This is a genomic window from Geodermatophilus sp. URMC 65 (genome assembly GCF_053502545.1).
Genome location: NZ_CP199954.1, coordinates 1,133,808 through 1,155,716, shown reverse-complemented (window position 1 = coordinate 1,155,716; position 21,909 = coordinate 1,133,808). Strand labels below are relative to the sequence as shown.

Genomic DNA, 21,909 nt, shown 5'->3' with positions numbered 1-21,909 from the left:
CTTCAGGGAGCCTGACAGCTCCTCTGCGCTGCGAAACGCGTGGAGCGGGTGACGGGAATCGAACCCGCATGGCCAGCTTGGAAGCTATGGCTCCTGATGCTTCCCTTTGCTGGTTGGCGGGCTATTCGCCCTACGTCGTGCCTTCCATGTGCCTCAAGCCCCGTTGACAGGGAGAAGTGGAGAGGTAACTGATGTGCGGCAGCCGCCGGGCGGCGCTCAGCTGATCATGCCCCGGAACGGCTACCCGGCTCTTGGTCTGTGCCCGGTTCCGGCCGGTATGCGCCGACCCGGACGCTGACCGAGTCCAGGCTGGCCCGCGACCAGTCCAGCCGGCCCTGCTGGCCCACACGGTCCAAGGCGACTGGTGCAGGCGTCGAAGACGCCGGCGTCAGCCCATTCGTGCATCCGCCGCCAGCGGGTCCAACCGGAGTCGTAGCCGAACTCAGTGGGCAGCTTGGTCCCGCCGATGCCGGTGGAAAGCACGGAGGCGATGCCCTCGAGTACGTCTCGGTCAAAGACCCGCGGGCGACTGGTGCGGCCATGCACCGCTGGCCCGAGGCTCACAGCACGGGCTGGCTGTCGAAGATGACACTGGCGACGAGCTCGCCGCGGCTGCGAACGCCGGCCTTGGCGAAGATCGCCTTCAGGTGGTCCTGCACCGTGTACGGCGACACGTACAACTCGCGCGCGATGTCGCCGGTGGACCTGCCCTGGAGGACCAGCCTGGTGACGTCCTGCTCGCGTGGGCTCAGTCCCAGCGCCTGCAGGTGCAGGGCGGTGACGGCGCCCGGCTGTGCGGCTTGAATGATCACGGACGTGTACCCCCCGGAGGGGCGCATCAGCGGCGAGCCGTGGATCAACACCCAGCGCCCTGTGCGGCTTCGCGCCCGCGCCACCGGCGTCGCTGACACTTCTCCTCTGGCGGCTCGGCGGACCCGGGTGGCGACCGCGGAGACCGCCAACGGCAGCCGGCCGGTCGACGGGTCGGCTCCCCCGGGGAGGTCCGGCAGCCACCGTTCGGCCTCCGGCGAGACGGAGTCGATCCCCAGGTTCTCATCGAGCAGGACCACGCCAGGGGAGAGCGGTCGAGGGTCCGCGGCCGCACCGGAGGCCAGGAGGCCTCGGCGGGTGCCCTCGGCGAGGTCGGGGACGATCGAGGTGAGGAAGGCGACCTCGCCTGCGTCGAACGCCGCGGCGCTGTGTCGGCGGTGCAGCATGACCAGGCCCCAGCAGGCGCCGTCGAGTCGCAGCTGCGCTCGCACCTCGTGGCGGAACTCGCCGAGCATTTGAACGTAGCCAGCCGTGCCCTCGGCATCGCTCGCCTCGCCGAGCCGGGTCACCGGAGGCGCTGCGCGGGCGTGCTCGGGATCGGCGTACTGCTGGTCCAGATGGTCCAGCGTGATCGGGATCTCCTCGTCGAGGACCGGCTCGACGGGATTGAAGTGGCCGGTGACCAGCATCGACCCCGGATCGAGGCTGAACCAGCACGGATAGAGGTCCACGGGCACGATCCGGCGCAGCTGCGCGGTGGCCGCGTGCCAGAACGGAGCCACCCCCAGGCCGGCCGTGGCCAGCCGCGCGATCGTCTCCCGGGCACGCACGGCCGCGTCCGCGCGCATGGCGGCAGCGTACGCCCGGCGAGGGCAGCGGAACCGCCCGCGGATCGCCCACGGAGGATCCCAGGAATCTGGGATCGAAGGTCGGGACCGCCGGCCCTACGGTCGCCTGGACCCGAGAGGAGGAGCCATGGCCGAGGTCGACGAGATCGCCAACGGAATCTATCGGATCGCGACCTTCGATCCAGATGAGGAACTGACCTTCAACCAGTTCCTGATCGCCGGCGAGCAGCCGCTTCTGTTCCACACCGGACCCCGCGCCCTGTTCGACGACACGCTCGCCGGCGTGGCGAGGATCATCGATCCCGTCGCCCTCCGCTGGGTGTCATGGTCGCACTTCGAGGCCGATGAGTGCGGCGCGCTCAACAACTTCCTGGCGCTGGCTCCGGCGGCGGAGCCGGTACACAGCGAGCTCGGCGCCGGATTGAACGCCGACGACTTCGCGATCAGGCCGACACGCACGCTGACCGACGACGAGGTGCTCGATCTCGGATCCCACCAAGTGCGGTTTCTCGTCACCCCGCACGTCCCGCACGGTTGGGACGCGATCCTGGCTCTGGAGGAGACGACGGGAACGCTGTTCGCCAGCGACCTGCTGGCGCACTCGGGCGCATTCGGGCCCACCACCGACCGCGACGTCGTCGAGCCGGCCCTCGACCTCCTGCGCCGATACCCCGACGTCATACCGGTGACCCCTCGCACGCTGAGCACCCTGGACCGACTCGTCGCGCTGCACCCGACCACGTTGGCCATCCACCACGGTGCTGCATACACCGCCGCGGCGACGCAGGCGCTGGCCGACTTCCGCACCGAACTAGCCTCACGCGCTCGCGAGGTGTACTGATCGGGAATGGGTGCGTTGCCGTGCGGTCCCTTACAGGCAGCCCGGGCAGCCTGGGCGTGAAGTGACGCCCGCGGTCTCCGGCGGGTCGCGGGCGCACGGGGCTCAGTGACCACCGCTCCCCGCCGGGATCTCGTGCTGGCGGGGCACGTCGAGGCTGTACCAAGGCCAGCGCGCGGACCTCGACCGCCCCCGGTGAGCCGCAAGAGAGCGGCAGGTATGCCTTGACATGCCGCATCTGGCGCCACGTGGCAGTCCCATCCCGGCGTTTCGAGCAGCTACGGCCCGCTGGACTGAGGGGATCAACAACGAGTCTGTCGATGAACGCCAGCACGACCGTCCGGGCCGCGCGGCGAGCGCCGAATCCTGCATCCAACTCCGACTTTCCAGCGGAACTCCCAGCAGGGCAGCATCATGCGCTTCATTGATCCTGACTGTCGTCCATCGGTGGACCCCGGCCGTGTCAGCGACCCGGGGATAAGGACCCGTCGAGTGACCCCCTCGAAATCCGTACGCCACTGTGGGAGGACCGGACTCGGGGAGTGGTTCCGCTGGGTCTCAAGGCTTCTCATCGCATGCGCGGTAGTCCTCATCGCCTCCACCGCGTGTGCGGAGGGTTCGGGCGGAACGACCACTGCTCCGGATGGGCCCGATGTGACCGTCCCGGAACCTCCTGACACCGAGGTGCCGACCGACCCGACGCGGGGCCCCACCCCCGACGCGGAGAGCCCCCGGACGAGTGGTGACACCACCACTCCGGAGTCGGCCGAGCCGAGTGACGGGCTGATCCGTGAGGCAGTGGAATACCTGTACGCCACAAATCCGGTCAGCTTCGCCGAGGGGAACTGCTTTGGATACGGCGCCGAAGCGGATTTCGGCGCGGTCGACGACGTCGAAGTGACGGATCGGGATGACCCCGAGAGCCGGACACTGGGTCTGACGACCGGGCCGCTCACCGGGACGAGTTACCCGGTCGAGCTGCGCGTGTCCTTCAGCAATGGCCGGGTCGGGGACTATTCGGCCGTGCTGTTCCTCGCCAATCCGGCCGATGGGGGTGGCTGGTACGTCAACGTCAACATGTGCGGCTGGTACCAGTTCGCGTAGCGATGATCGGCCGGAGAGGTGTGATGAACGAGGGCGCGAAAGAGACCGTCGTCCGCGTCGCACGAGACGTCGTAGCGCAGTTGGCGCCACAGGAGTTGGCTGACTTTGACGCCGCGGCCGAGGCGTATCTCGCAGCGCCGAGCAGGGTGCGGCGTCGTCTCAACAAGGACGATCCGCTCGGTTTCGGTGTAGAGGAGATTTCCGTCCTGTTGTCGCCTGTCGCGCTCGCCGTGGCACAGAGCACCCTCGAAACGCTTGCGCAGGACGCCGCCCGCTCATCGATCACAGCCATGGGCGCTCGTCTGCGCCGCTTCCTCCTACGCCACCGCCGGGTCCGTCGGGAGAGGACGCCCTTGAGCCCGGACCAATTGGCGGACGTGCGTCGCGGAGCGATGGAGAAAGGAAAACAGTTGGGGCTCGACGACCAGCGGGCTGCCCTCCTTGCCGACGCCATCATCGGTCGTCTGGTGACGCAAAATCCGGGATGAGCGCGTGATGTCGAACGGCCGGCCGACGACAGGGCTGTCCAGCGGACCCGATGCGCCACGGGCGGACCTGTTGAAGCCGCCGGACGAGACGGTGCTTCGTTTCGCCCTGCTCGTCGGCACAGCGCTGGCAGCCAGCGTGTTCGTGGGGAACACGCTCTATCTCAGCGCCAGGGGCACGGTGCTGGCGACGGCGTTGCGCCGCTGTGCCCAGCTCGTGGGACCGCCACCGCCGGCGGGTTCCGAGCTCTCCTCATGGCTCACCCAGCTGGACAACTGCCAGACCGGGGCCCAGGTGGAGATGCTGACCTGGTCGATCGGATGGGCGCTGCTCGTCGCCGTCGTCGCGGTCGGCGTGTATGCGGTCCTACCCTCGTGGAAGCTCCGGCGGCGCCATCTGCGCCCGCTGCATCGCGTCCAGGGTCTGGAGGGCTACATTGCCGATCTGAGCGCCGAGGCGGGGGTCAGCACCCCTCCACGAGTGGTCGGAGACCCACTCGACTCGTCGACGGCCGCGTCCGTCTTCGGCGGGCTGCGCCGCCGGTTCCTCGCCCTTCCCGGCGGCATGATCCGACTGTTCCGCATGGATCGGCCGGCATTCCGCACCATCGTGTTGCACGAACTGGCCCATCTCCGCAATCGCGATGTGGGCAGGACCTACTACGCGGTGTCGGTGTGGCTGGCGTTCCTGGCCGTGGGGTTGCTTCCCTTCGTCGTCGTCACCACTTGGCGGGGCGGTGGCCAATTCGGGCTGGCGACCTCGTGGCGCATCGGGTTGTTGGCCGTCCTCGTCTACTTGACGCGGAATGCACTGCTGCGCACCCGTGAGCTGTACGCGGATGCCCGAGCCGGAACGGTGGAGTCCGAAGCGGCCCTCGTGGGCGTGCTCAAGCGACTCGCACCGGTCCCGCAGTGGCGCGCCGGCGTGGGCGTTCATCCGCCGCCGGAGCTGCGTCTGCGTGCCTTGAGGGATCCCGTCGCGGTCCTGCGGCCTTCCCTCGGGGAGGCCGTGGCGCTGGGCACCGTGACCAGCGTCCTGTACGCCGCCGTCACTGACGCGCTGACTCTGGTGGCCGAGCTGCGGCCCTCGGTGCAGTGGTGGGCGGCGCTGGTCATCGCCCCCCTCGCCGTGGGTGTGCTCGGGATGACCGTGTGGCGGTACAGCGTCGCGGCCGGATCGGACGGGAGTTCCGGCCGCACGGTGGCTGTCGGGCTCGCCTTCGGTTGTGGGTTGCTGATCGGCGAGGCGCTTTCCGTCTTCGCGGCCGCCTCCGCGACGGGGCTGGTCGCGCCGTGGTCCGTTCCGGTGCCCGGACAGCCGTCGGTGACCGCCTTCGGCTTGCCATGGAGCGCGGTCGTGCTGGCGGGCTCGGCGTTCTTTACCTGGTGGTTGGCGACGAACGCTGAAGCGTGGCGGGATCTGCGCCCAGCGGGTCGGGACGGCGCGACCGTCCTCTCTCACCTTGCAGCGGCGGGATTCGTCTGGCTGGTGTGGCTGGGAGTTCTCTTCGCCCTGCGCGACGGGAGTCCGGTCATCGAGTCGGTCGGCGCCGAGTGGACAGCTGTCCGAGAAGCGGTCGCGGCGCGCTTATGGGACGGACCCCTGCCGGTCTGGGTGCTGGTCCATCCCCTCGTCGACGACGTCCTCGTGCAGCCCTTGGTCGCGGCGACCTTTGTGGTGGTGTGGGGATATCCACTCGCGGGTCTGGTGATCCGGTCCCGGCGGGCAGGCCGAGTGGCGTCATCCATTCGTGTTGCCGTGCTCGGCGGGACCGTGGCCGGTCTCGCCTTCTTGCCGCTGCTGCTGGCCCTGCGACTGGCCCTGCGGTCGGTGCTGACGCCGGAGCTGCGGGCCCTGCCTCACCTCCCAGACGCCCTCTACATGTGGACCCTGATCGTCGCCCTCGGATTGCAGGCGGTGGTGAGCGCCGTCGTGGCAGCCCGGGTGAGGGAACTGGTCGTGGCGCATGCCCTGCTGGCCGCATCCATCTCGGGGTTCCTCGCCGCCGTTGGTGCGCTCGGCGCCACGGCCATCGCATCGTGCGCGCACATCTTCGCCGTCCGTGTCGACCCGACAGGCTGTGGCGCGGTGCAGCTGGAGGTCTCGGACCTGCACGCGGTTGTCCAGTTCATGATCGGTGGAGCCCTGCTCGCGATACCGGCCGCGGCCGCCGTCCACATGGTCAGGACGGCGTTGGATCGGAGCCGGGAGATCGAGGCGTGATCTCCTCCGGGTCGCGCCCTCCCGCGGTCGTCGTCCACGGCATCGAAGGTTGCGCCAGGGTCTCGAGGACGGCAGCAGCCACAGCTGCGAGGGAGAGGGCTGATCCACACAACGGGGGAAGTGGGCCCGTTCATCGACGCCGAGTGCATCGAGGGGCCGAGGCCGTTGAGCATGCGGTTGCGCGGCGCCTGCAGCTTTCCGGCCTGCAGCGTGGCCTGCGCTCCCCGGTTGGCATGGACGACGGCGTCGACGAACATGTCGTCATCGGCCTGTTCGTGCAACGACGGCCAGACCATCAACCGGCCCTGCGACCCGTTGATGGTTTCGGCGGCGGCTTGACTTCTCGTCCTCTCGCGGCCCGGGCGCTGGCCGACCTGACCGCGCACCACGCCGGGCGCCGACGAGGAAGCCAAACCGAGGGCGCCAGCCCTAGATGTGTCCTGGGTGTCGCTTTGACCTGTCAAAGGCGCCACCTGTCGTACTAGATTGCGCCGCTCCGTCCGGGCTCTCGGCTCAGTGGGCTGGGCGGCGTCCTCTGGGTGGCAGTGCAGGACGACGCCTTCGGGTGACGATGTCGCGGTGATGAAGCAGGAGCGCCTCGACCAGGACGTCCTGCATCGCCGCGCTCAGGTTGCGGTGCTGTCCGGCTTGGCAGCAGGCGACGACGTCTACGACCTGATGGCGGCAGCGGCTGTCAGCCATGTGCCCGGCCGGCTCACGCCGGACGTCGCTCTGTTGGAACTCGCTGTCGCGGCGCTCGACGTCGCCAGTCCGCCCGGCGCCGAACCGCTCGAGTACGAGGGACTACGTGAGCGCTACCTACCGGAGGTGACGTTCCGCGGTCGTGTGGAGCACCGCAACAGCCAGTAAGCCCTGTCCGCCGCCTGCATGCGCGGCGGCCTGCAGCCCGACCTGTTCAGCGATGCCGGCTGGTGGCAGACCCCGCTGTCGCAGTACGCGGTCTTCGCCGTCGTCATCTACAGCCGTGCCGCAGCCGAGCGCCTCGCGGTCACGGTGGAGGCGATCGTCCGGCGGATCGCCGCTTGGCACGGCCTCGATCCCATCGCGTGACCACATGTGGTCACGGGCACGCACGCCCCTAGACGGGCGAACGAGGGCTGCGACCTGGCCGTATGGGCCTGCCTGGCGTGACCAATTCATGACCAATGGAGCGGAGAACAGGGGTCTCCACGGGCCCGGGACAGGCCTTCCGAAGAGTCCTCCCGAGCTGCTCCAGCGGCCCTGACAGCAGGTGGATGGACCTGCGGCTGGTCGGAGCGTTGTTTGCCCTACACCGTGCCTTCAGCGTGCCTCAGTCGAGGGGGGCATCGCGACAGCCAAGTCCGCATCCCATTGGTATTCGGTCCGCCCCGCAGGGGACCTCCCGTCGTTCTCCAGTCCGTGTGCGCGGATGTCCCCGCTCGGGTCGGCCCTCAGTGATCCGTCGGACCGTGGTGGTTCTCGCGGCGCTGAGGGAGTCGGACTTCCGCCGGGGTCCGCGTTGCTGACCCAGGTGACGGAGCGTCGTTTCCCGTTCCGCAGCTGCCGCGGGTATCGCGCTCGGTACCCGCGGCATCAAGCGCTCGGCGGGGATTCCTCGCTTGCTCTGCGGCAGGAGTGAACGACCCCGGTCCGCACTCGCGAAGTGGCTGTGTGACGTCACCTCGCGCAATGGAGTGCCGCATAGTCCTGTGCGGAGGAGCGAGGCTGCTAGACCGTCGGCGCGGGCGTGCGGTCGGACAGTCCGGCTGCCCGGTTGGAGCTCCAGGTGAGCAGCCGCTCGAGCGGGCCCCGGCCGGCCAGCAGCCGCCAGGCGACCGCGAAGACCATCGCGCCGGCGATGAAGAGCAGCCAGATCGGCCAGCCGAAGGATCCGTCGGGAGGGAACACCCGAAGGACCACGATGTGCAGGCTGTACGCCGTCAGAGCCATCGCGCCGACGGAGGCGACCGGATAGGTCAGGCGTGGGAAGGCCTCGGCGACGGCCAGGCAGACGGCGATGGCGGCGGCCGCGACACCGGCCGAGGCCAGCAACCAGAACGGCGTCCCGGTGTGCGGCTGGGCTCCGCTGAGCCAGGCCCAGTCCCACTGCCCGATGCTCTCCTCGTTCCACCCCGGCATGCGCCCGGACGCGTCCACGGGCTCCGGGACCGCGACGCCGCTGGCGAGCAGGTGGGTGCTCGCCCAGCCGAGTGCGTAGCCGGTGACCGTCGCCGCCGCGCCGGCGAGAAGGAGGACGGCCCGGACCCGGCGGGCGGAGAGGTCGAGCCGGCCGAGGGCCAGGCCCACCAGGACGAACGCCCACCACCACAGCACCGGGTAGGCACCGGTGAGCACCAGGGAGGTGAACGCCGTTTCGGCCTCGGCCACGATCGCCACCTGCGACAGCAGCAGGGACACCGGCGGGGCGATCACCGCGATGCCGGCGGCCAGCATCAGCAGGCGGCGTGGTGACCACTGGAGGAACGGCAGCGCGAGCACGAACAGGACCGCGTAGGCGCCGAGGATGACCTCGATCTCCGTGCCCAGCAGTTCCAGCGCGCCGCCGATGAGGAACACCCAGGCCGCACGGACCATGATCCGCTTCCGGGCGCGGACCAGGTCTTCCCCGGTTGCCGCACGGGTGCCCCCGGACAGCAGCGCGATGGACACCCCGGCCAGGACGCCGAACAACGCCGCAGGCCGGCCGTAGACGAGGGCCTGCCAGCTCGACGGCGACCAGGACAGGTTCTCGGTCAGATCCAGATGCGCGCCGATCATGCCCAGGACCGCCAGGCCGCGGGCGAGGTCCAGCCCGGTGATGCGGACCTTGTGCTCGGATGGCGAGCTGCGGCCCCCGGCTGCCAGACGGTGTTTGGCCCCGCCAGGGCTCACCGCAGCGGTCATGGCGAGGCCCGTGAGGGGCTCTGAGCTGGTCGAGCCGCGGCCGAACGAGACCGCAGTGTGCGTCATGACCTTCACGATGGCGCCGCGGACGGCGTGAACGCATCCCGCCGATCGGTTGGCGGGTACCCCGCCAACCGGCGGATCCCGCACCCTTTCGGGGAGGGGCGCTTCCGTGTCCTCGGCGGTCAGTTCTGCCGGCGCTGTTCGGGCCCGGAGCCGTTGGGAAAGACGGCCTCGACGAGAAATCCGCCGTCGTCGGTGGGTGCCGCCCGTAGGACGCCGCCGAGGAGCTCGGCGCGCTCGCGCAGCCCGATGAGACCGTGTCCTCCGCCGGGGAGGTCGGTGGCCGGCGGTGCCGCCGTTGACGGCCCGTTGCGGATGGCGACGCACAGTCCGGTTCCCCACGGCGCGATCTGCACCGTGACCGGGGCGCCGGGAGCGTGCTTGCTGATGTTGGTCAGGGCCTCCTGCACCGTGCGGTAGGCGGCCCGCTCGACCGCGTCGGGCCAGCTGCGGCCGCTGACACCGTCGAGTACCACGCGGGCGTTGTGTCCACTTGCCTGGACCAGTCGGGGGATGTCGCCCAGACGTGGCTGTGGGGCGAGTTCGGGCACGTGCCCGCCGGCCGCCCGCAGCACGCCGACCATCTGCCTCAGCTCTTCAAGGGTCTGCACGCTGAGCTTCCTGATCGCGTCCGCGGTCTCACGAACCCCCTCGTCGTGGGTCGTGACCCTCAGGGCGCCTGCTTGAACGGCGATGAGGCTGACCTGATGGGAGACGACGTCGTGCATCTCCCGGGCCAGGCGGGCGCGTTCCTGTGCCAGCACCGTCTCCGACACCAACCGCTTCTCCCGTTCCCGGCCGGCGGTGAGTTCGGCGAACCGGGCGGAAAGCTCCCGTCGGGTCTGGACCAAGAACCCCAGCGCCACCGGAGCGCTGGTGTACACAGCGGTGTCGATGACCCCAAGAAGGACGCCCCCAAGGAGGTCGCTGAACGGCTCGGCGAGATCGGGATCGGTCGATGGCCAGGGCAGGTAGTCCCAGGGCCGGAAATCCCCGAGAGCGGTGATCACGGCGCAGACCAGCACCGGGCGCCGAGCGGGAGACGTGCCGGCGACCGTGTAGAGGGCGACCAGAGGTGCGATGAGGACGTGGGCGGTGTACAGCGCCGGAAGGGTCAGCGCGAAGACCACGAAGGGCCACCGACGGCGGAAGGCGAGCGCGAGGGCAGCAACCAGGGAGACGAACAGTCCACTTCCCTCGTCTACTGCGCGGAGCCAGGAGTCGAGCAGGGCCAACGCCACCACACCGGCATCGACGAGCGCCGCCCGCGGGCGCGTCATCGGCGTCATCGGCCTTCGCCCTCCGACGGCGACACCACGCCGGCTTCGCGGGCCACGACGGCCGCCTGGACACGGTTGGTCACGTCCAGCCGAGTCAGCACTGCGCTGACGTAGTCCTTGACCGTCGCAGTGCTCAGATAGAGACGCCGACCGATCTCGGCGTTGGACAGGCCCTGCCCGATCAGGCCCAGCACGTCGCGTTCCCGCTGACTCATCGCCTCGATCCGGCTCATCGCCTCGATCCGGGCCACGTCGGCCGGTCGGGCGCTGCCCTCGACATATCCACTGATCACCGTGCGCGTGACGGTCGGGGACAGCACGCTCCCCCCAGCCGCGAGCATCCGCACCGCGTGTACCAGTTGTTCGGGCTCAGTGTCCTTGAGCAGGAAACCCGCAGCCCCCAGGCTGAGTGCCTGGGCGATGAACTCGTCGGAGTCGAAGGTGGTCAGCATCGCCACCGCGGGGTGATGGGGCCACCGTGCGAGCTGGCGCAGCACGGCAAGGCCGTCGACCTCGGGCATCCGCAGATCCAGCAGGATCACGTCGGGCCGGTGACGCCGCGCCTCCTCGATCGCTTGAACTCCATCGCACGTGGCCACCACCTCGATGTCGTCGGCCGAGCCCAGGATCAGCTTCAGACCCGACCGGACGAGAGCCTCGTCATCAACGATCATGACGCGGACCATGGACCTCCCCCTCCCGAGCAGCGCACCGACCGTCCGCGGCTGATGCCGAGCGGGGCGCTACCGTCCCGGGCCCTAACACGTCGAAGGACGCCGAAGCAACGATGCAAGCGTGGAGTGGCGCGGCGATTATGGACCCACTCGGCGGGGATAGACGATCCACCGGTCGACGGACAGATACCAGCCGGTCGGCCGATGCTCAGCCGCCGTGCTCGGCAGCGTGTCGAAGACTGCCCCAGCGCCCATCGACGACTTGACACCCCTCCCACCCCCCTCCGCGATGCCAGGGCCGTTCGCCCGAAGCCCGAACGACTGCTCCGAGTAGGCAGCCCACGGCCACCGCTGCTGCTGCATCGGCAATCAGCCGCAGTACGGGAATCAGCCAGGCGAGGTCTGCACTCAGGGACGGGGGTTCCCGGCAGGGCCACAACGTCGGTCGCACAGGTGGCTACCAGCGTGAGCGCACAGGCAAGGACCGCGAGCGCTCCTGCGGCGGCACGATGGCCCAGCGCCACGCGGCCCTGGTGGCCTGTGGGCCTGCGGCGACCGGAGTCTCAGTCACCCCTCTCTTTCTGCGAAGCACCAGCAGCACCAGCAGTTGTAGGCCCAGTGCCAGCGCGGTGATGACTGCGACCTCGGCGATAAGGGGCCACCACAGAGCCAGGTTGCTCCCGCTGTCGGCGTCCTGCGAAGCAGCAGCCTCCGGAGTCGGGCCGGTGGAACCAGCGGCGCTAGGCTCAACAGCCTCGACGCCCGGTCCTGTGTAGGTGAAGCCAACCTGGTCGCTGACGGGGTGACCATCGCTGGAGACCACCCTGTAGGCCACGACGTAGGCGCCATGGGCGCTGACGCTCACTTGCTGCCGACAGACATCGCGGCGGTCTCGCCGAGAGAGTCCCCGTGGTCGGTACCGAGTAGGTCATCCGCCGGTGAGGCTGCCCCAACAGCCGCGCACCGAGTGCTTCCCGGTGATGCTTCTGGGTGGTTCTGCCCGACGGTCCGGCGCGGTGGCCGCGGTCGGAGTAGGCCTTGTCGGCGAGCACCGCCCCCGGCCGGGTGCGCGGCCGGCCCGGTCCCGGCCGAGGAACCCGGATGGCGGCCAGCAGCGGAGCCAGCATTGGCGAGTCCCCGCTCTGACCGGGACCGATCAGCACGGCCAGCGGCCGACCACGGCCGTCGACGGCCAGATGGGTCTTGGTCGACAGGCCGCCGCGGGAGCGGCCCACGCCGTGGTCAGCCGGTTCAGCCTTCTGACCTGGCGGCGCCGTCCCCCGGATGGTCGCCGGCCCGGGCGGCGGTGGCACCGTGCTGGTACACCCGACTGATCGAGGAGTCCACGCTCACCACCCAGTCCAGCTCACCGGCGGCGTCGGCCTGCGCCTGCAGCGCCGTGAGGATCCGGTCCCAAGTGCCGTCGAAGCTGAACCGGTGGTGCCGCTTCCACACCGTCTGCCAGGGGCCGAACTCCTCGGGCAGGTCCCGCCACGCGCAGCCGGTGCGGTAGCGGAGCACGATGCCCTCGAGCACCTGCCGGTGATCACGAAACGGCCGGCCCCGCCCACCCGCGGAGCTGGGCAGCAACGGCTCCAGAGGATCCCAGGCTTCGTCGGACAGCACACCTGACCGCGCCATCTACGAACGATCGACCCTCACCGCACGGCCGTTTGGGAGACACGCCCTAGCCAGGCGGGGGCCCATGCCGTTCTTTCCGTACGTGACGGGATAGCTCAGTTGGTCGTATTCCTCGGCGCTGTTTGGTCCAATGGGAGCCGGCATTCGCTCAGGATGAGCTTCGCAAACCGCCTGGATGTCGTCCAAAACGTCAATGGGCTGGTGGACCGGGGTCAAGCGTCCGTCCTCGTCAATCTCAAAGACCTGCGCCAGCTTGTGCACCAGATCGACCTTGAGGACCTGAGCAAATGAGTCGCCGTCGAGGGGGCTGAGCAGCTCCGCCCGTGATGTTGAGTACGCGACGTCGCGTTGTCCCTTTCCCATCCGGGGAGCCGACAAGTTTCCGTCCGCGGTGACACGGGCGGACCTGTTCGTGTAGGCGGCCTTGCTGTTGACAGTAGCGAGCCGGCCATCGGGAGTGATGACGACAAAATCCTCGGGGTTACTTCGCGTCTGGTGCCCCACGATGTTCGGGACACCGCCCTGAAGATCCCTCTGTGTCGCCAGCACTTGGTAGTCGAGACGGGGGAGGAGCCGTACTGCCACATGTTCGGCGAGATTGCCCAGCGCCACGGCGTTCCTCGAAGACCGCCATGCCGTGATGCGGGCGTCGACGGCCGATCGTGCGGCCACCTTGCTGCCCGGCCGAACCGCCGACGACTCTGGTTCCGCATCTGACGTCTGGGCCATGCCATCTCCAACCTCAGCTACGCGCCGCGCGGCGTCATCTTGGGGGGCTGCTCTGGTGCGCAGGTCGCAGCGAGGTCACCTTGTCGGTCGAGCTGCGGCTGAGGATCGTCGTCTCCGGGGACGCACTCAAGCTGTGTCGACGGATTGCGCCGGTTGAGGTCGTGCCTCACCCGTGCCACAAGCACCGGTCAAGTTTAGTGATCAGCGGTCAACAGGGGTCGGCATCACTGAGGCATGAAAGGAGCATCGGCGCCCCGCTGAGCTGCACGGATGGGCACAAACGCCGGCCAAGACGTGGAGCGGGTGACGGGAATCGAACCCGCATGGCCAGCTTGGAAGGCGGGACCCTGTAGACCCGTTTCTGCTGGTCAACGACTTGTTTCCCTCTCCTAGGGGCTCCGCGTGACCACTATGTGACCAATCGCGTCTCGGTTGGTGTCGCTCGGGCCGCTCGTCGCCGTCGCATGTTTCGGTGACCGCACCAAGCATGGCGTCGAGGGCCCGGGTGATGTTGGCGTCGCGGTCGTCGGCGGCTTGCTGGTGGAGCAGCGCGGCGGCAGGGAAGGAGTGGCCGAGCCGGCGCATCAGCTGATTGGTCGTGGCACCCGTCGCCGCAGCCAGGACGGCGCCGGTGTGGCGAAGCTCATGCGACCGGACCGCCGGAAGGCCCGAGGCCTCGGCGCTGGGGCGCGGCTCGGCAGACGTCGGGTGCAGGCGAGTTGAAGGACAACTAGCTTCCCGAGTGTGGATGCGCCAAGTGTCAGACCCTGGTACATGACGCTCCCTGGCGTATACGACCCTCGCCGAGTCGACAGGCTGGAAGCGCTCACCGACGTGCACATCGCGACGCTCGCGCCCGATGAGGGCACGGGTGCGACGCTGACCTTTCCCGCGGAATGGAGCGGCGGTCTTCTCGCAAGGCTGATCCCGTCCGACCGTCGGGGCGTCGCGCTGCTGCCTGAACAGCCCAACGTCGTGACCGTGCTGCCCGAGGACCCCCTGGACCAAGCGAGCGAAACGTGGCACAGGCGTAGAACAGGCCAGGAGTACAGATTCCCACTTGACGCCTATGAGCAGTACAGGGACAAGTTGCTCGACATGGGGCGCCGCGGAGGGCTGTGGACCTCAGTGCGAGAGGACCCGCCGGCGATCGAGCTTCCAGGCGATGATCTTCAGCGTCTAGGCCTAGTCCCCGGCCAGGACTTGTACCTAGTCGGTCGCTGGTCCTTCGCGACAATTGAGCCCAGCCGGACGCAGCTGGACAGTCTCGAGCCGCTCACCAAGCACGACATCGTTCAAGTACTCGGAACTGGCGGAGCGCGCTACAGCGAGGCTGACCACCCGCAGCCGCTGTTGTTGCCGTCAGAGCAGCAGTGGGTCGAGGCGGCGACCACTAGCGTCCATCTGACCCAATACGCACAAGGGGCAGGCGTCTTTGAAGAGGAGGTCATCAGGCGGCTGGGCGATATCCACGCTGAGCTCCGGCAGGGCGCCCTGCGCCGTGCCGCCTTCTTCGCCCTGGCCGCCCTGTGGGCCGTGCTGCTGAATCTGGTTGCATCGGCGGTCTGGAGCGAGTACGGGGATTTGCTGCTGCGGCTGCTACATCTCATCGCTGCTCATTAATCCGCCTGGGCTCGCTCGTATGTAGCCGCAGTATCAGGACGACATCGTCGCGCGCTACAACCTGCTGCAAGCTTTTGGTGTGCAACCCTTTCCGATCGACCGATCACCGCACTGTCTAGCGCAACGGCTCGCGGCCGCGGACCCTCACGACCACGGTCGGGGATCTGGAACTGCGGATCCCGAAGCTGCGCACCGACTCGATTTTCCCAGTGTTGCTGGAGCGCTGGGCTCCCATGACACATGGACCCACGACTCCAGGGCGACTGCTGATCGAGCTGCTCCGGATTGTCGTCGTTTGGCGCGTTAGCTGCGCCGAGCATGGCGTTGAGGGCGCGGGCGATGTCGGCGTCGCGGTCATCGGCAGCGTGCTGGTAGAGCAGCGCGGCGGCAGGGAAGGAGTGGCCGAGCCGGCGCATCAGCTCCTTGGTGGTTGCGCCGGGCACCGCGGCCAGGGTGGCGGAGCCCGTGCCTGTGGTGGGGGCCGACGCAAGCCGGATCACCTCACTATCTTCGCAGGACCGGTCTTGGCAGCCGTTCGACCCCCCAAGGCGGCCGATGTCCGTCGCGAGCTGACGGGTAATAGCGGCTGTCCTTGCTGGGCGCTAGAAAGTCCCCGTTAGAGCAATACGGTGAACGGAGTGGCCTGAAAGGCGAGAATATAGACCTAGGCACTGAGCGTCAGTGAGGCTGCAGATATAGTCTAGGATTACACGACCGTAAGGACCCCTTGGCGCCGCCTGCGCGGAACCATATCCCTCTCTCAGGGTACCCGACTCAAGGTCGTCGACAATGCCAATCTCCTCCCGTAGGCGAGGGGGCAGTCGCTCCTTGTCCGTCTTCGCCCAGTCTGACAGCATCAACGTTAGATTGCGCAGTGCCGTCTGCTGGCCGCGCTGCAGCAGGGCGATATCCGGGCGCTGGATGATGTATGACCTGGTGATCTCTTTGTAAATCTGCACTTCGTGCCAGCGGCTCTGGGGCAGGCCAATATACGGGCCGCCTTCCCAGAGAGGTCGGTCGCTAAGCAGGACGGAGTCGGTGTACTCGCCCACCAACCTAGACCCAGTCGCTCGAGCATCAGCTTGCACGGCTGGGACCTCTGGGTTTCGCCGCGAGAACCCATACTTCAGACGACTGTCGACGACCTGAGCCGCCTCGACGAGCGCTTCCGAGTTGAACCATCCTGGATAATCGATCGCCAGTCGCTCTGAGAGCTGATGGAAGATGGTCTTAGCCGTCACTCCCGCATCGGGCCCACTGCTAGTGAACGCGTCGAGATCTTCTCGTACATGAGAAATGTTGAGAATTCCGCCGATGTAGAAGTCCTCTAAGTCATGTATCGCATACGTGATATCGTCGGCGACATCCATGACGGAGGCCTCTAGCGTTTGAGTCTTCTCCGGGATGGCCGTTGCAAACTCCCGACACTTTCCAAGGCGGCCCGCCTCCGTTTCATAGAAGTTGAACTTTCTCCAATATCGTCGATAGGCCGCGTCATCCTTCAGGGCGGCCTTGTGGGCCGCATCCCTCTTCTGCTCAATTCTCACCCACGGATACTTGGCAACCGCGGCGAGCGTGGCATTGGTCACGTCGAGGCCTTCATATTTGGGGCTTCGAGCCTTACCGATTGTCAGGATGCGCACGCTTTGAGCGTTGCCCTCGAACCCGTCTAACCCGAACTGCGTGAGCGCTAGTTCATCCAGGACCTCTTCGCCGATATGGCCGAAGGGTGGGTGACCCAAGTCGTGCGCTAACGCCGCAGCAACACAGACGTCGACGTCAAACCCACCCAAGAGCGCCATGCCGGTGTGGTTGTCTTTACTGCTGATGAGCCTCTCGGCGATGCTTCGCGCCACCTGCGCCACCTTCTCGGAGTGCGTGAGGCGGTTGTGCATCAGGGGCGTGTCGTCGAACGGGGTGATGACCTGCGTAACACCCTGCAGGCGTCGCCATGCCGTTGAGTACGTTATCCGGTCGCAGTCGCGTTGCCCTTCGGACCTTCGATCGTCGGCCGGCTTTTGTCGACCGCTTGGCCTGGCGAGACGCAACGGCACATCACTGCTAACCCCATGAAGCCGCGATTGCAGCGAGACCCGGGGCTCCCCGTCCGTCACTGCGCTATCTACTCGGCCAGCGTAACGGTGTCAACGCCCGAGATGGCTATATCGAGCTTTGAGAGAGCGAGGAGTACATCATCCTCGTAGGTGCCGTGGGCCTCGCTTACTTCTCGTAGCAGGTCCGGAAGACGCAAGCCCTTTGGCGCCTCCGACAAGCGCCTGTGAAGATCCGCAGCAAGCTCACTGAGAAATCGCTCACGGTTACCGGGGGTCATGTCGAGGACGGTCACTTGATTCCTTCTCCAGGTAGTACGGCTGCGAATTCGGGTGTGCGGGCTAGCTCTAAGGGCGTCATACGTCACCTGGGTTCCGGTGCTTCCCAGGCCAACCACGGTCTCTCGGCCAAATTCTCATTTTGATAGCGACGGTCAGTAGTGATCTCATCGCCAGCCCACCACGGGCGTTTCAGTCGATTCAAAACACGTGGACTGGCCTCGAGCTCTGCAATCACTAGGCCCTCGTTCTGCTCCCAGAACCGATCGATTACCCACGTCTCCCCTTCCGAGACCTTCGGGTATCGAGTCTTGCGCACCAAGTGTGGCGCGGTTGCAATGAGAGATTCGGCATGTTCGGGCGCCAATGGGACTTCATACTCCGGCCTGGAGTAGCCCAAACGTGGGCCTTTGGCCGTTAGCTGCGCGGAGATGTGCTCAATTGCACCGTCCGCCGCATGTCGATATGTGCGCCTAACGCGGACCGCCCAACCGCCTGCAGAGAAGAGATATCCCTGCTCAATTTCATCTCCTTCGAGGCCGTCCAGGACGGCGAGATCTGCGACGAGATAGCGCCGTTCATGCTCAAAGTTGCCTGCCCCTCGGTCATCCGGGCTGATAGTCACCAGAAACTCCTCAAGCTTTGGAGGTGTGGAGGTCAGCGGGACGAGCGACGGGAGGTGGCTCCTGACCGCGGTCGGAGGCTTCGTGCTCGGACGACTGCAAGCGTCGACGCTCACTCCAGTGAGTGAGCCGATGCTGTTGCGTCTGGCGCAGCTCGGGTCCTCACGAATGGCTGCCCATGCCGGCATCCCCGTCGAGCCCGCTGGTGGCCTGAGCGGAGCGCCCAGTGCGCCAGTGGCGAGCTGACCACCCGTGGGTACCTCCGACCAGTCATGGGAACAAGTGTTCGGACAGGTCCGACAGTTCTGACTTCAGGACAGGCGCGTGCCGAGGCGAAGACGCAGCCGCGCAGAGGGATGCGCCGTCGCCAAGCCGCGGCGTGGTCATGTTCGAAGCTGGTGATCGCCTGGGGGGAGGCGCGTGTTCACCGTGGCCGGAGTCGTAGCGAGATCGACGTGCGCCCTGGGCCCCTCGGGGGCTGCACTTCCATCGCAGACGCTCGATACCAGCCGACTGCCGGCCACAGGCCCCCCATGCCGTTGCGCTGCGGTCAAGACCGAGCTCGTCTGGTTGATACGACAGCGAAGCTAACACCCGGGTCCCTCCAGGCTTCCTCACCACCGGGCTCAGTGTGGCGGTCGTGACTGCAGTGGCCGGGCAGCGCGGTCGGCGGTCCGGTGAAGGTTTCGCATCGGAGCTTGAGGCAGCCGATCCAAGCGGAACCCCACCCCTTAGGTGCATCCGCGGCTCATGTCGGCGTCGGCCACGCCTTGCAGCGCTTGGGCTCTCGGCGGGTCCTCCGAAACCACGCTCCGCCGACCTCGCAACTCCCCGCGCGATGCGCTGCCTGCCGTACCGACCCGCTCGTTGACATGACCCATCGTGGCGTGCGGGGTCTTCAGGAACAACCGGTCCCCGGAGTGCGGGGGTGCGGCCGTTACTCCTCGCCAGCGTCCGAGCGCGGCCGAGCCCGGGAGCCACCGCTTAGTGCCCGCGCTAGGCCGCGGAGGGCTACCCCACAGCTGGACCTCGGCCGTATGACGCCGTATGACAGTGGCGCGAAGACTTCCGGCGTAGGTCCGGCCGGTGAGCGCATGAACGAGTCCGGCCGAAGCGTGCGTCCCATATTCACCGCAGATGGGCCTCAAGGTCCGGCCCGGCTCCGGGCTTACGTTGGAGGCTGCGGTGGGCGTGGGAGTCAGGCTCGAGCGAAGAGCAGGACCGGGGACTGCAAGTCCGGTCACGGAGCTGGCCGAAGCGTAGAGCCGTGTTCCGTTTGCCGACCTCACGTTCACCGCCTCAGGCGGCTGGGGCCAGCGGCGTTGGCTGGCAGGCGGCTTGGTCGGCGGGCAGGCTGCGGTAGACGACGTCGGAGAGCGGGTGCTTGAGACAGCGCAGCGCCTCGCGGCTGGTCTTGCCCTCGGCGCGTTTGCGTTCGTAGTCGGCCCGGCCTTCGGTGTCGGCGCGAATTTCGGTGATCGCGATCGTGTAGAGCGCCCGGATGAGCTGCCGGTTGCCACCGCGGTCGAGCCGGTGGCAACCGGTGCGCACGGAGGAGGCCGGGATCGGCGCGGAGCCATTCGCGGCGGCGAAGGTGTGCTGAGTCGGGTAGCAGCGCACGTCGACGACCTCGGCCAGGATTCGGGCGGCGACGAGCACACGGACGCCGTAGATGACGGTCAGCGCGGTGCCGCCGCGCTGCACGAGCTTGGAAGGTAGGACGCTAAGGAAGCGTCTGCGCTGGTCAACAACTCGTTTCACCGTCCGATAGGGCGCGCATGGCCACCATGTGACCAATCGCCGCTCGGTCGGCGTCACTCCGGCCGCTCGTCGACGTTGTCGTCCGGCGCCTCGCCGAGCCCGCTCAGCATGGCGTCGAGGGCGCGGGCGATGTCGGCGTCGCGGTCGTCTGCGGCGTGCTGGTAGAGCAGCGCGGCGGCAGGGGAGGAGTGGCCGAGCCGGCGCATCAGCTCTTTCGTGGTCGCGCCCGTGGCAGCGGCCAGGGTGGCGCCGGTGTGGCGCAGCTCATGCGGCCGGACCGGCGGTAACCCGATCGCGTCGGCGGCTCGCCGGAAGGTCGAGTTCCAGTTGCTGCGGGCGAGGTAGCCGCCGGTACTGGTGCCAAACAGGAGGGCGTCCGGAGGAGTCGGGACGTGCTTCTCCAGGTGCTCCTCCAGTACCGCCGCGACCGCGGCGGGGAGGGTCACCGTCCGGTGTCCGGCGTCGGTCTTCGGTTCGCCGAGCGCCCACCGGCCGCCAACGCGTCGCACCGAACGCTCGACGCGCAGCCGGCCGCCAGACAGGACGTCGGATCGGCGCAGGGCCGTGGCTTCACCGAACCGGAGCCCGCCGAAGGCGAGGACGAGCAGCAGGGCGCGGTAGCAAGCGGTCCTCCGGTCCCGCCCCAGTTGGTCGGCAAGCTGCAGTGCTTCTGCGGCGGTGAGTGCGCGAGACGGCCGGGTGGCCTTGGGCGTGCCGGCGCCCCGCAACCGGCATGGATTGGACGCGATGGCTTCGTCGGCAACCGCGACGTTGAGGATGGCGCGCAGGAGCCGATACGACTGCGCCAGTGCTGTCGGGCCCGTCGTCCGGCCGGCCTTGGCGTGCCAGGAGCGGACGGCGGCGGGGGTGACCTCGCCGACGGGAACGTCCGCCCATGGCTCGGCGAGGTGGTGACGCCACAGGCCGGCGTAGAGGACGCGGGTGCCCTCGCGGAGGTCATTGCGGGCGAGGTAGTCCTCGGCGTACTCGCCGACGGCGCGGCTGCTGGCGTTCGGCGCTCGCCAGCTCTTCCGCAGGAGGTCGGTCTGCTGACTTGCCAGCCACGCCCAGGCGTCGGCCTTGGTGCCAAAGATTTTGGTGTGGCGCCGACCATCAGGGCCGAGGTACCGGGCGCGGCGCTAACCCAAGTGTTCTCCGCTGTTTCGCAGTCCACTTCTCGGAGAGGCATCGCTTCCATAGGAAGATGAGCTCAGAGGTTGGCTATGGCCGCCTCCCTCTCGATTTGTTGGATGAGCTGGTCTGCGAACCCAACGAAGCTCACGTGCTGTATGTTGATGAAATTGAACGCGGCGAGATACTTGGCTACCGTGTTCCTATTCCCAACATCTCGAGGAGTCTTGATGTTCGACTAACCTTGGCCTACGCGTCGTCCGTCGAGCCCAGCCAGCCGACGGAATACACGAACGCATCACTAGAGTTGGCGTTTCGGCCGCATCACCTAATGTACCGCCTTCGGCCGCCAGTGGGCTCATCAAGAGGATCGGTGGTCCTGAATATTGCAAGCCCGGAGGCACAGGAGCTTCTGGATCAAGGCTGGGATATCGGTCAAGAGCCGGTGACGGCGTCGCTTAGCGGGGCTAAGGTATCCCCTGAACATGAATTGCGCAACGCAGGGAAGTGGGAGACGCTGCGTCACTCGCGGTTGAGCCTTAAGGCCGGGGAGGCCTCGGAGCCTCGACTCGAGGTGACCTACGTTGCGCGCAGGGGTGGCGCCCTGGACAACGCCCCGACCAAGGTGCCCTTCGCCATCTTGCTGACTTTGATTGGCGACGCTGCTGATTTCGATGTGTATGACGACGTTCGCGTTCAGTACGCTGCACTGAGACCAGTGCAGCGAGTGCGCGGTGCGGTGCGAGTCGGGGCGGGGCCCGTGCCGACGTGGGGCTGATAACTCGGGATATGGCCAGGCCCTGTCCGGGAGATCAAGCGGGAGACGTCCTTGTCGGCTGTGTCAGCTTGTGCTCGGACTAACGACCTCGTGCATGGTTAGCAGGACGCCTTGCTCGTG

19 protein-coding genes and 4 pseudogenes are annotated in these 21,909 nt (G+C 67.7%); 9 read left to right on the top strand and 14 right to left on the bottom strand.

What is annotated here, in order from left to right:
• Positions 1-287: 287 nt before the first annotated feature.
• Together ACWIX7_RS05445 and ACWIX7_RS05440 are read right to left on the bottom strand one after the other, a co-directional pair.
• Positions 288-552, bottom strand: a pseudogene (locus ACWIX7_RS05445) (transposase); the annotation flags it as partial.
• 8 nt (positions 553-560) lie between these two features.
• Complete coding sequence (locus tag ACWIX7_RS05440) at positions 561-1,619, bottom strand: LuxR C-terminal-related transcriptional regulator (protein WP_448620537.1); 1,059 nt, start codon at positions 1,617-1,619, stop codon at positions 561-563.
• 127 nt (positions 1,620-1,746) lie between these two features.
• On the opposite strand from ACWIX7_RS05440, the gene ACWIX7_RS05435 reads away from it, so the two are divergent.
• The 6 genes from ACWIX7_RS05435 (at position 1,747) to ACWIX7_RS05410 (ending at position 7,341) form a co-directional block, all read left to right on the top strand.
• The gene (locus tag ACWIX7_RS05435) at positions 1,747-2,460 is read left to right on the top strand and encodes an MBL fold metallo-hydrolase (protein WP_448620536.1); all 714 of its coding nucleotides are present in this window, start codon (positions 1,747-1,749) and stop codon (positions 2,458-2,460) included.
• 651 nt (positions 2,461-3,111) lie between these two features.
• Positions 3,112-3,561, top strand: coding sequence for a hypothetical protein (locus ACWIX7_RS05430; protein WP_448620535.1), 450 nt, complete (start codon positions 3,112-3,114; stop codon positions 3,559-3,561).
• A 23-nt stretch (positions 3,562-3,584) separates the two neighbouring features.
• Positions 3,585-4,049: a hypothetical protein gene (locus ACWIX7_RS05425; RefSeq protein ID WP_448620534.1), complete on the top strand. Its 465-nt coding sequence runs from the start codon at positions 3,585-3,587 to the stop codon at positions 4,047-4,049.
• Between the two features lie 7 nt (positions 4,050-4,056).
• On the top strand, positions 4,057-6,270 hold the full coding sequence (locus ACWIX7_RS05420) for a M48 family metallopeptidase (protein ID WP_448622135.1): 2,214 nt from the start codon (positions 4,057-4,059) through the stop codon (positions 6,268-6,270).
• A gap of 579 nt (positions 6,271-6,849) precedes the next feature.
• Complete coding sequence (locus ACWIX7_RS05415) at positions 6,850-7,140, top strand: hypothetical protein (protein ID WP_448620533.1); 291 nt, start codon at positions 6,850-6,852, stop codon at positions 7,138-7,140.
• A gap of 18 nt (positions 7,141-7,158) precedes the next feature.
• Complete coding sequence (locus ACWIX7_RS05410; protein ID WP_448620532.1) at positions 7,159-7,341, top strand: hypothetical protein; 183 nt, start codon at positions 7,159-7,161, stop codon at positions 7,339-7,341.
• 639 nt (positions 7,342-7,980) lie between these two features.
• Here ACWIX7_RS05410 and ACWIX7_RS05405 read toward each other — a convergent pair.
• The 7 genes and pseudogenes from ACWIX7_RS05405 to ACWIX7_RS05375 form a co-directional block, all read right to left on the bottom strand.
• Complete coding sequence (locus ACWIX7_RS05405) at positions 7,981-9,222, bottom strand: heparan-alpha-glucosaminide N-acetyltransferase domain-containing protein (protein WP_448620531.1); 1,242 nt, start codon at positions 9,220-9,222, stop codon at positions 7,981-7,983.
• Positions 9,223-9,341: 119 nt separating this feature from the next.
• Positions 9,342-10,349 carry a sensor histidine kinase gene (locus tag ACWIX7_RS05400; protein WP_448620530.1) on the bottom strand — a complete coding sequence of 336 codons (1,008 nt, stop codon included), beginning with the start codon at positions 10,347-10,349 and terminating at the stop codon, positions 9,342-9,344.
• A 155-nt stretch (positions 10,350-10,504) separates the two neighbouring features.
• On the bottom strand, positions 10,505-11,173 hold the full coding sequence (locus ACWIX7_RS05395; RefSeq protein WP_448620529.1) for a response regulator: 669 nt from the start codon (positions 11,171-11,173) through the stop codon (positions 10,505-10,507).
• Between the two features lie 457 nt (positions 11,174-11,630).
• Positions 11,631-12,044, bottom strand: a pseudogene (locus ACWIX7_RS05390) (copper resistance protein CopC); the annotation flags it as partial.
• A gap of 208 nt (positions 12,045-12,252) precedes the next feature.
• Positions 12,253-12,408: pseudogene (locus ACWIX7_RS05385) on the bottom strand (transposase); the annotation flags it as partial.
• A gap of 16 nt (positions 12,409-12,424) precedes the next feature.
• Positions 12,425-12,814 (bottom strand): IS5 family transposase, encoded by a 390-nt coding sequence (locus tag ACWIX7_RS05380; RefSeq protein ID WP_448620528.1) that lies wholly within the window; start codon positions 12,812-12,814, stop codon positions 12,425-12,427.
• On the bottom strand, positions 12,815-13,543 hold the full coding sequence (locus ACWIX7_RS05375) for a hypothetical protein (protein WP_448620527.1): 729 nt from the start codon (positions 13,541-13,543) through the stop codon (positions 12,815-12,817). It abuts the gene before it with no gap.
• Positions 13,544-14,317: 774 nt separating this feature from the next.
• On the opposite strand from ACWIX7_RS05375, the gene ACWIX7_RS05370 reads away from it, so the two are divergent.
• Together ACWIX7_RS05370 and ACWIX7_RS05365 are read left to right on the top strand one after the other, a co-directional pair.
• Positions 14,318-15,166: a hypothetical protein gene (locus ACWIX7_RS05370; RefSeq protein ID WP_448620526.1), complete on the top strand. Its 849-nt coding sequence runs from the start codon at positions 14,318-14,320 to the stop codon at positions 15,164-15,166.
• Between the two features lie 119 nt (positions 15,167-15,285).
• Positions 15,286-15,390: pseudogene (locus ACWIX7_RS05365) on the top strand (transposase); the annotation flags it as partial.
• A 378-nt stretch (positions 15,391-15,768) separates the two neighbouring features.
• On the opposite strand, the gene ACWIX7_RS05360 reads toward ACWIX7_RS05365, so the two are convergent.
• The 5 genes from ACWIX7_RS05360 to ACWIX7_RS05340 all read right to left on the bottom strand — a co-directional run bounded on the left by ACWIX7_RS05360 (position 15,769) and on the right by ACWIX7_RS05340 (position 20,608).
• Positions 15,769-17,220, bottom strand: a complete 1,452-nt coding sequence (locus ACWIX7_RS05360; protein ID WP_448622134.1) for a deoxyguanosinetriphosphate triphosphohydrolase family protein — start codon at positions 17,218-17,220, stop codon at positions 15,769-15,771.
• A 68-nt stretch (positions 17,221-17,288) separates the two neighbouring features.
• Positions 17,289-17,513 (bottom strand): hypothetical protein, encoded by a 225-nt coding sequence (locus ACWIX7_RS05355; RefSeq protein ID WP_448620525.1) that lies wholly within the window; start codon positions 17,511-17,513, stop codon positions 17,289-17,291.
• Between the two features lie 68 nt (positions 17,514-17,581).
• The gene (locus ACWIX7_RS05350; protein ID WP_448620524.1) at positions 17,582-18,121 is read right to left on the bottom strand and encodes a hypothetical protein; all 540 of its coding nucleotides are present in this window, start codon (positions 18,119-18,121) and stop codon (positions 17,582-17,584) included.
• Positions 18,122-19,418: 1,297 nt separating this feature from the next.
• Complete coding sequence (locus ACWIX7_RS05345) at positions 19,419-19,823, bottom strand: transposase (RefSeq protein ID WP_448620523.1); 405 nt, start codon at positions 19,821-19,823, stop codon at positions 19,419-19,421.
• 110 nt (positions 19,824-19,933) lie between these two features.
• On the bottom strand, positions 19,934-20,608 hold the full coding sequence (locus ACWIX7_RS05340) for a tyrosine-type recombinase/integrase (RefSeq protein ID WP_448620522.1): 675 nt from the start codon (positions 20,606-20,608) through the stop codon (positions 19,934-19,936).
• A gap of 476 nt (positions 20,609-21,084) precedes the next feature.
• Between ACWIX7_RS05340 and ACWIX7_RS05335 the strand changes: the two genes are divergently transcribed.
• A complete protein-coding gene (locus tag ACWIX7_RS05335) occupies positions 21,085-21,789 on the top strand; it encodes a hypothetical protein (protein WP_448620521.1) in 705 nt (234 codons plus the stop codon).
• Positions 21,790-21,909: the final 120 nt, after the last annotated feature.

Excerpts from the sequence above, each read along its gene's own strand:
- ACWIX7_RS05405 (WP_448620531.1), bottom strand. The coding sequence starts at position 9,222 with ATGACGCACACTGCGGTCTCGTTCGGCCGCGGCTCGACCAGCTCAGAG.
- ACWIX7_RS05425 (WP_448620534.1), top strand. The coding sequence starts at position 3,585 with ATGAACGAGGGCGCGAAAGAGACCGTCGTCCGCGTCGCACGAGACGTC.
- ACWIX7_RS05335 (WP_448620521.1), top strand. The coding sequence starts at position 21,085 with ATGAGCTCAGAGGTTGGCTATGGCCGCCTCCCTCTCGATTTGTTGGAT.
- ACWIX7_RS05375 (WP_448620527.1), bottom strand. The coding sequence starts at position 13,543 with ATGGCCCAGACGTCAGATGCGGAACCAGAGTCGTCGGCGGTTCGGCCG.
- ACWIX7_RS05380 (WP_448620528.1), bottom strand. The coding sequence starts at position 12,814 with ATGGCGCGGTCAGGTGTGCTGTCCGACGAAGCCTGGGATCCTCTGGAG.
- ACWIX7_RS05370 (WP_448620526.1), top strand. The coding sequence starts at position 14,318 with ATGACGCTCCCTGGCGTATACGACCCTCGCCGAGTCGACAGGCTGGAA.
- ACWIX7_RS05440 (WP_448620537.1), bottom strand. The coding sequence starts at position 1,619 with ATGCGCGCGGACGCGGCCGTGCGTGCCCGGGAGACGATCGCGCGGCTG.
- ACWIX7_RS05435 (WP_448620536.1), top strand. The coding sequence starts at position 1,747 with ATGGCCGAGGTCGACGAGATCGCCAACGGAATCTATCGGATCGCGACC.
- ACWIX7_RS05420 (WP_448622135.1), top strand. The coding sequence starts at position 4,057 with ATGTCGAACGGCCGGCCGACGACAGGGCTGTCCAGCGGACCCGATGCG.
- ACWIX7_RS05410 (WP_448620532.1), top strand. The coding sequence starts at position 7,159 with ATGCGCGGCGGCCTGCAGCCCGACCTGTTCAGCGATGCCGGCTGGTGG.
- ACWIX7_RS05395 (WP_448620529.1), bottom strand. The coding sequence starts at position 11,173 with ATGATCGTTGATGACGAGGCTCTCGTCCGGTCGGGTCTGAAGCTGATC.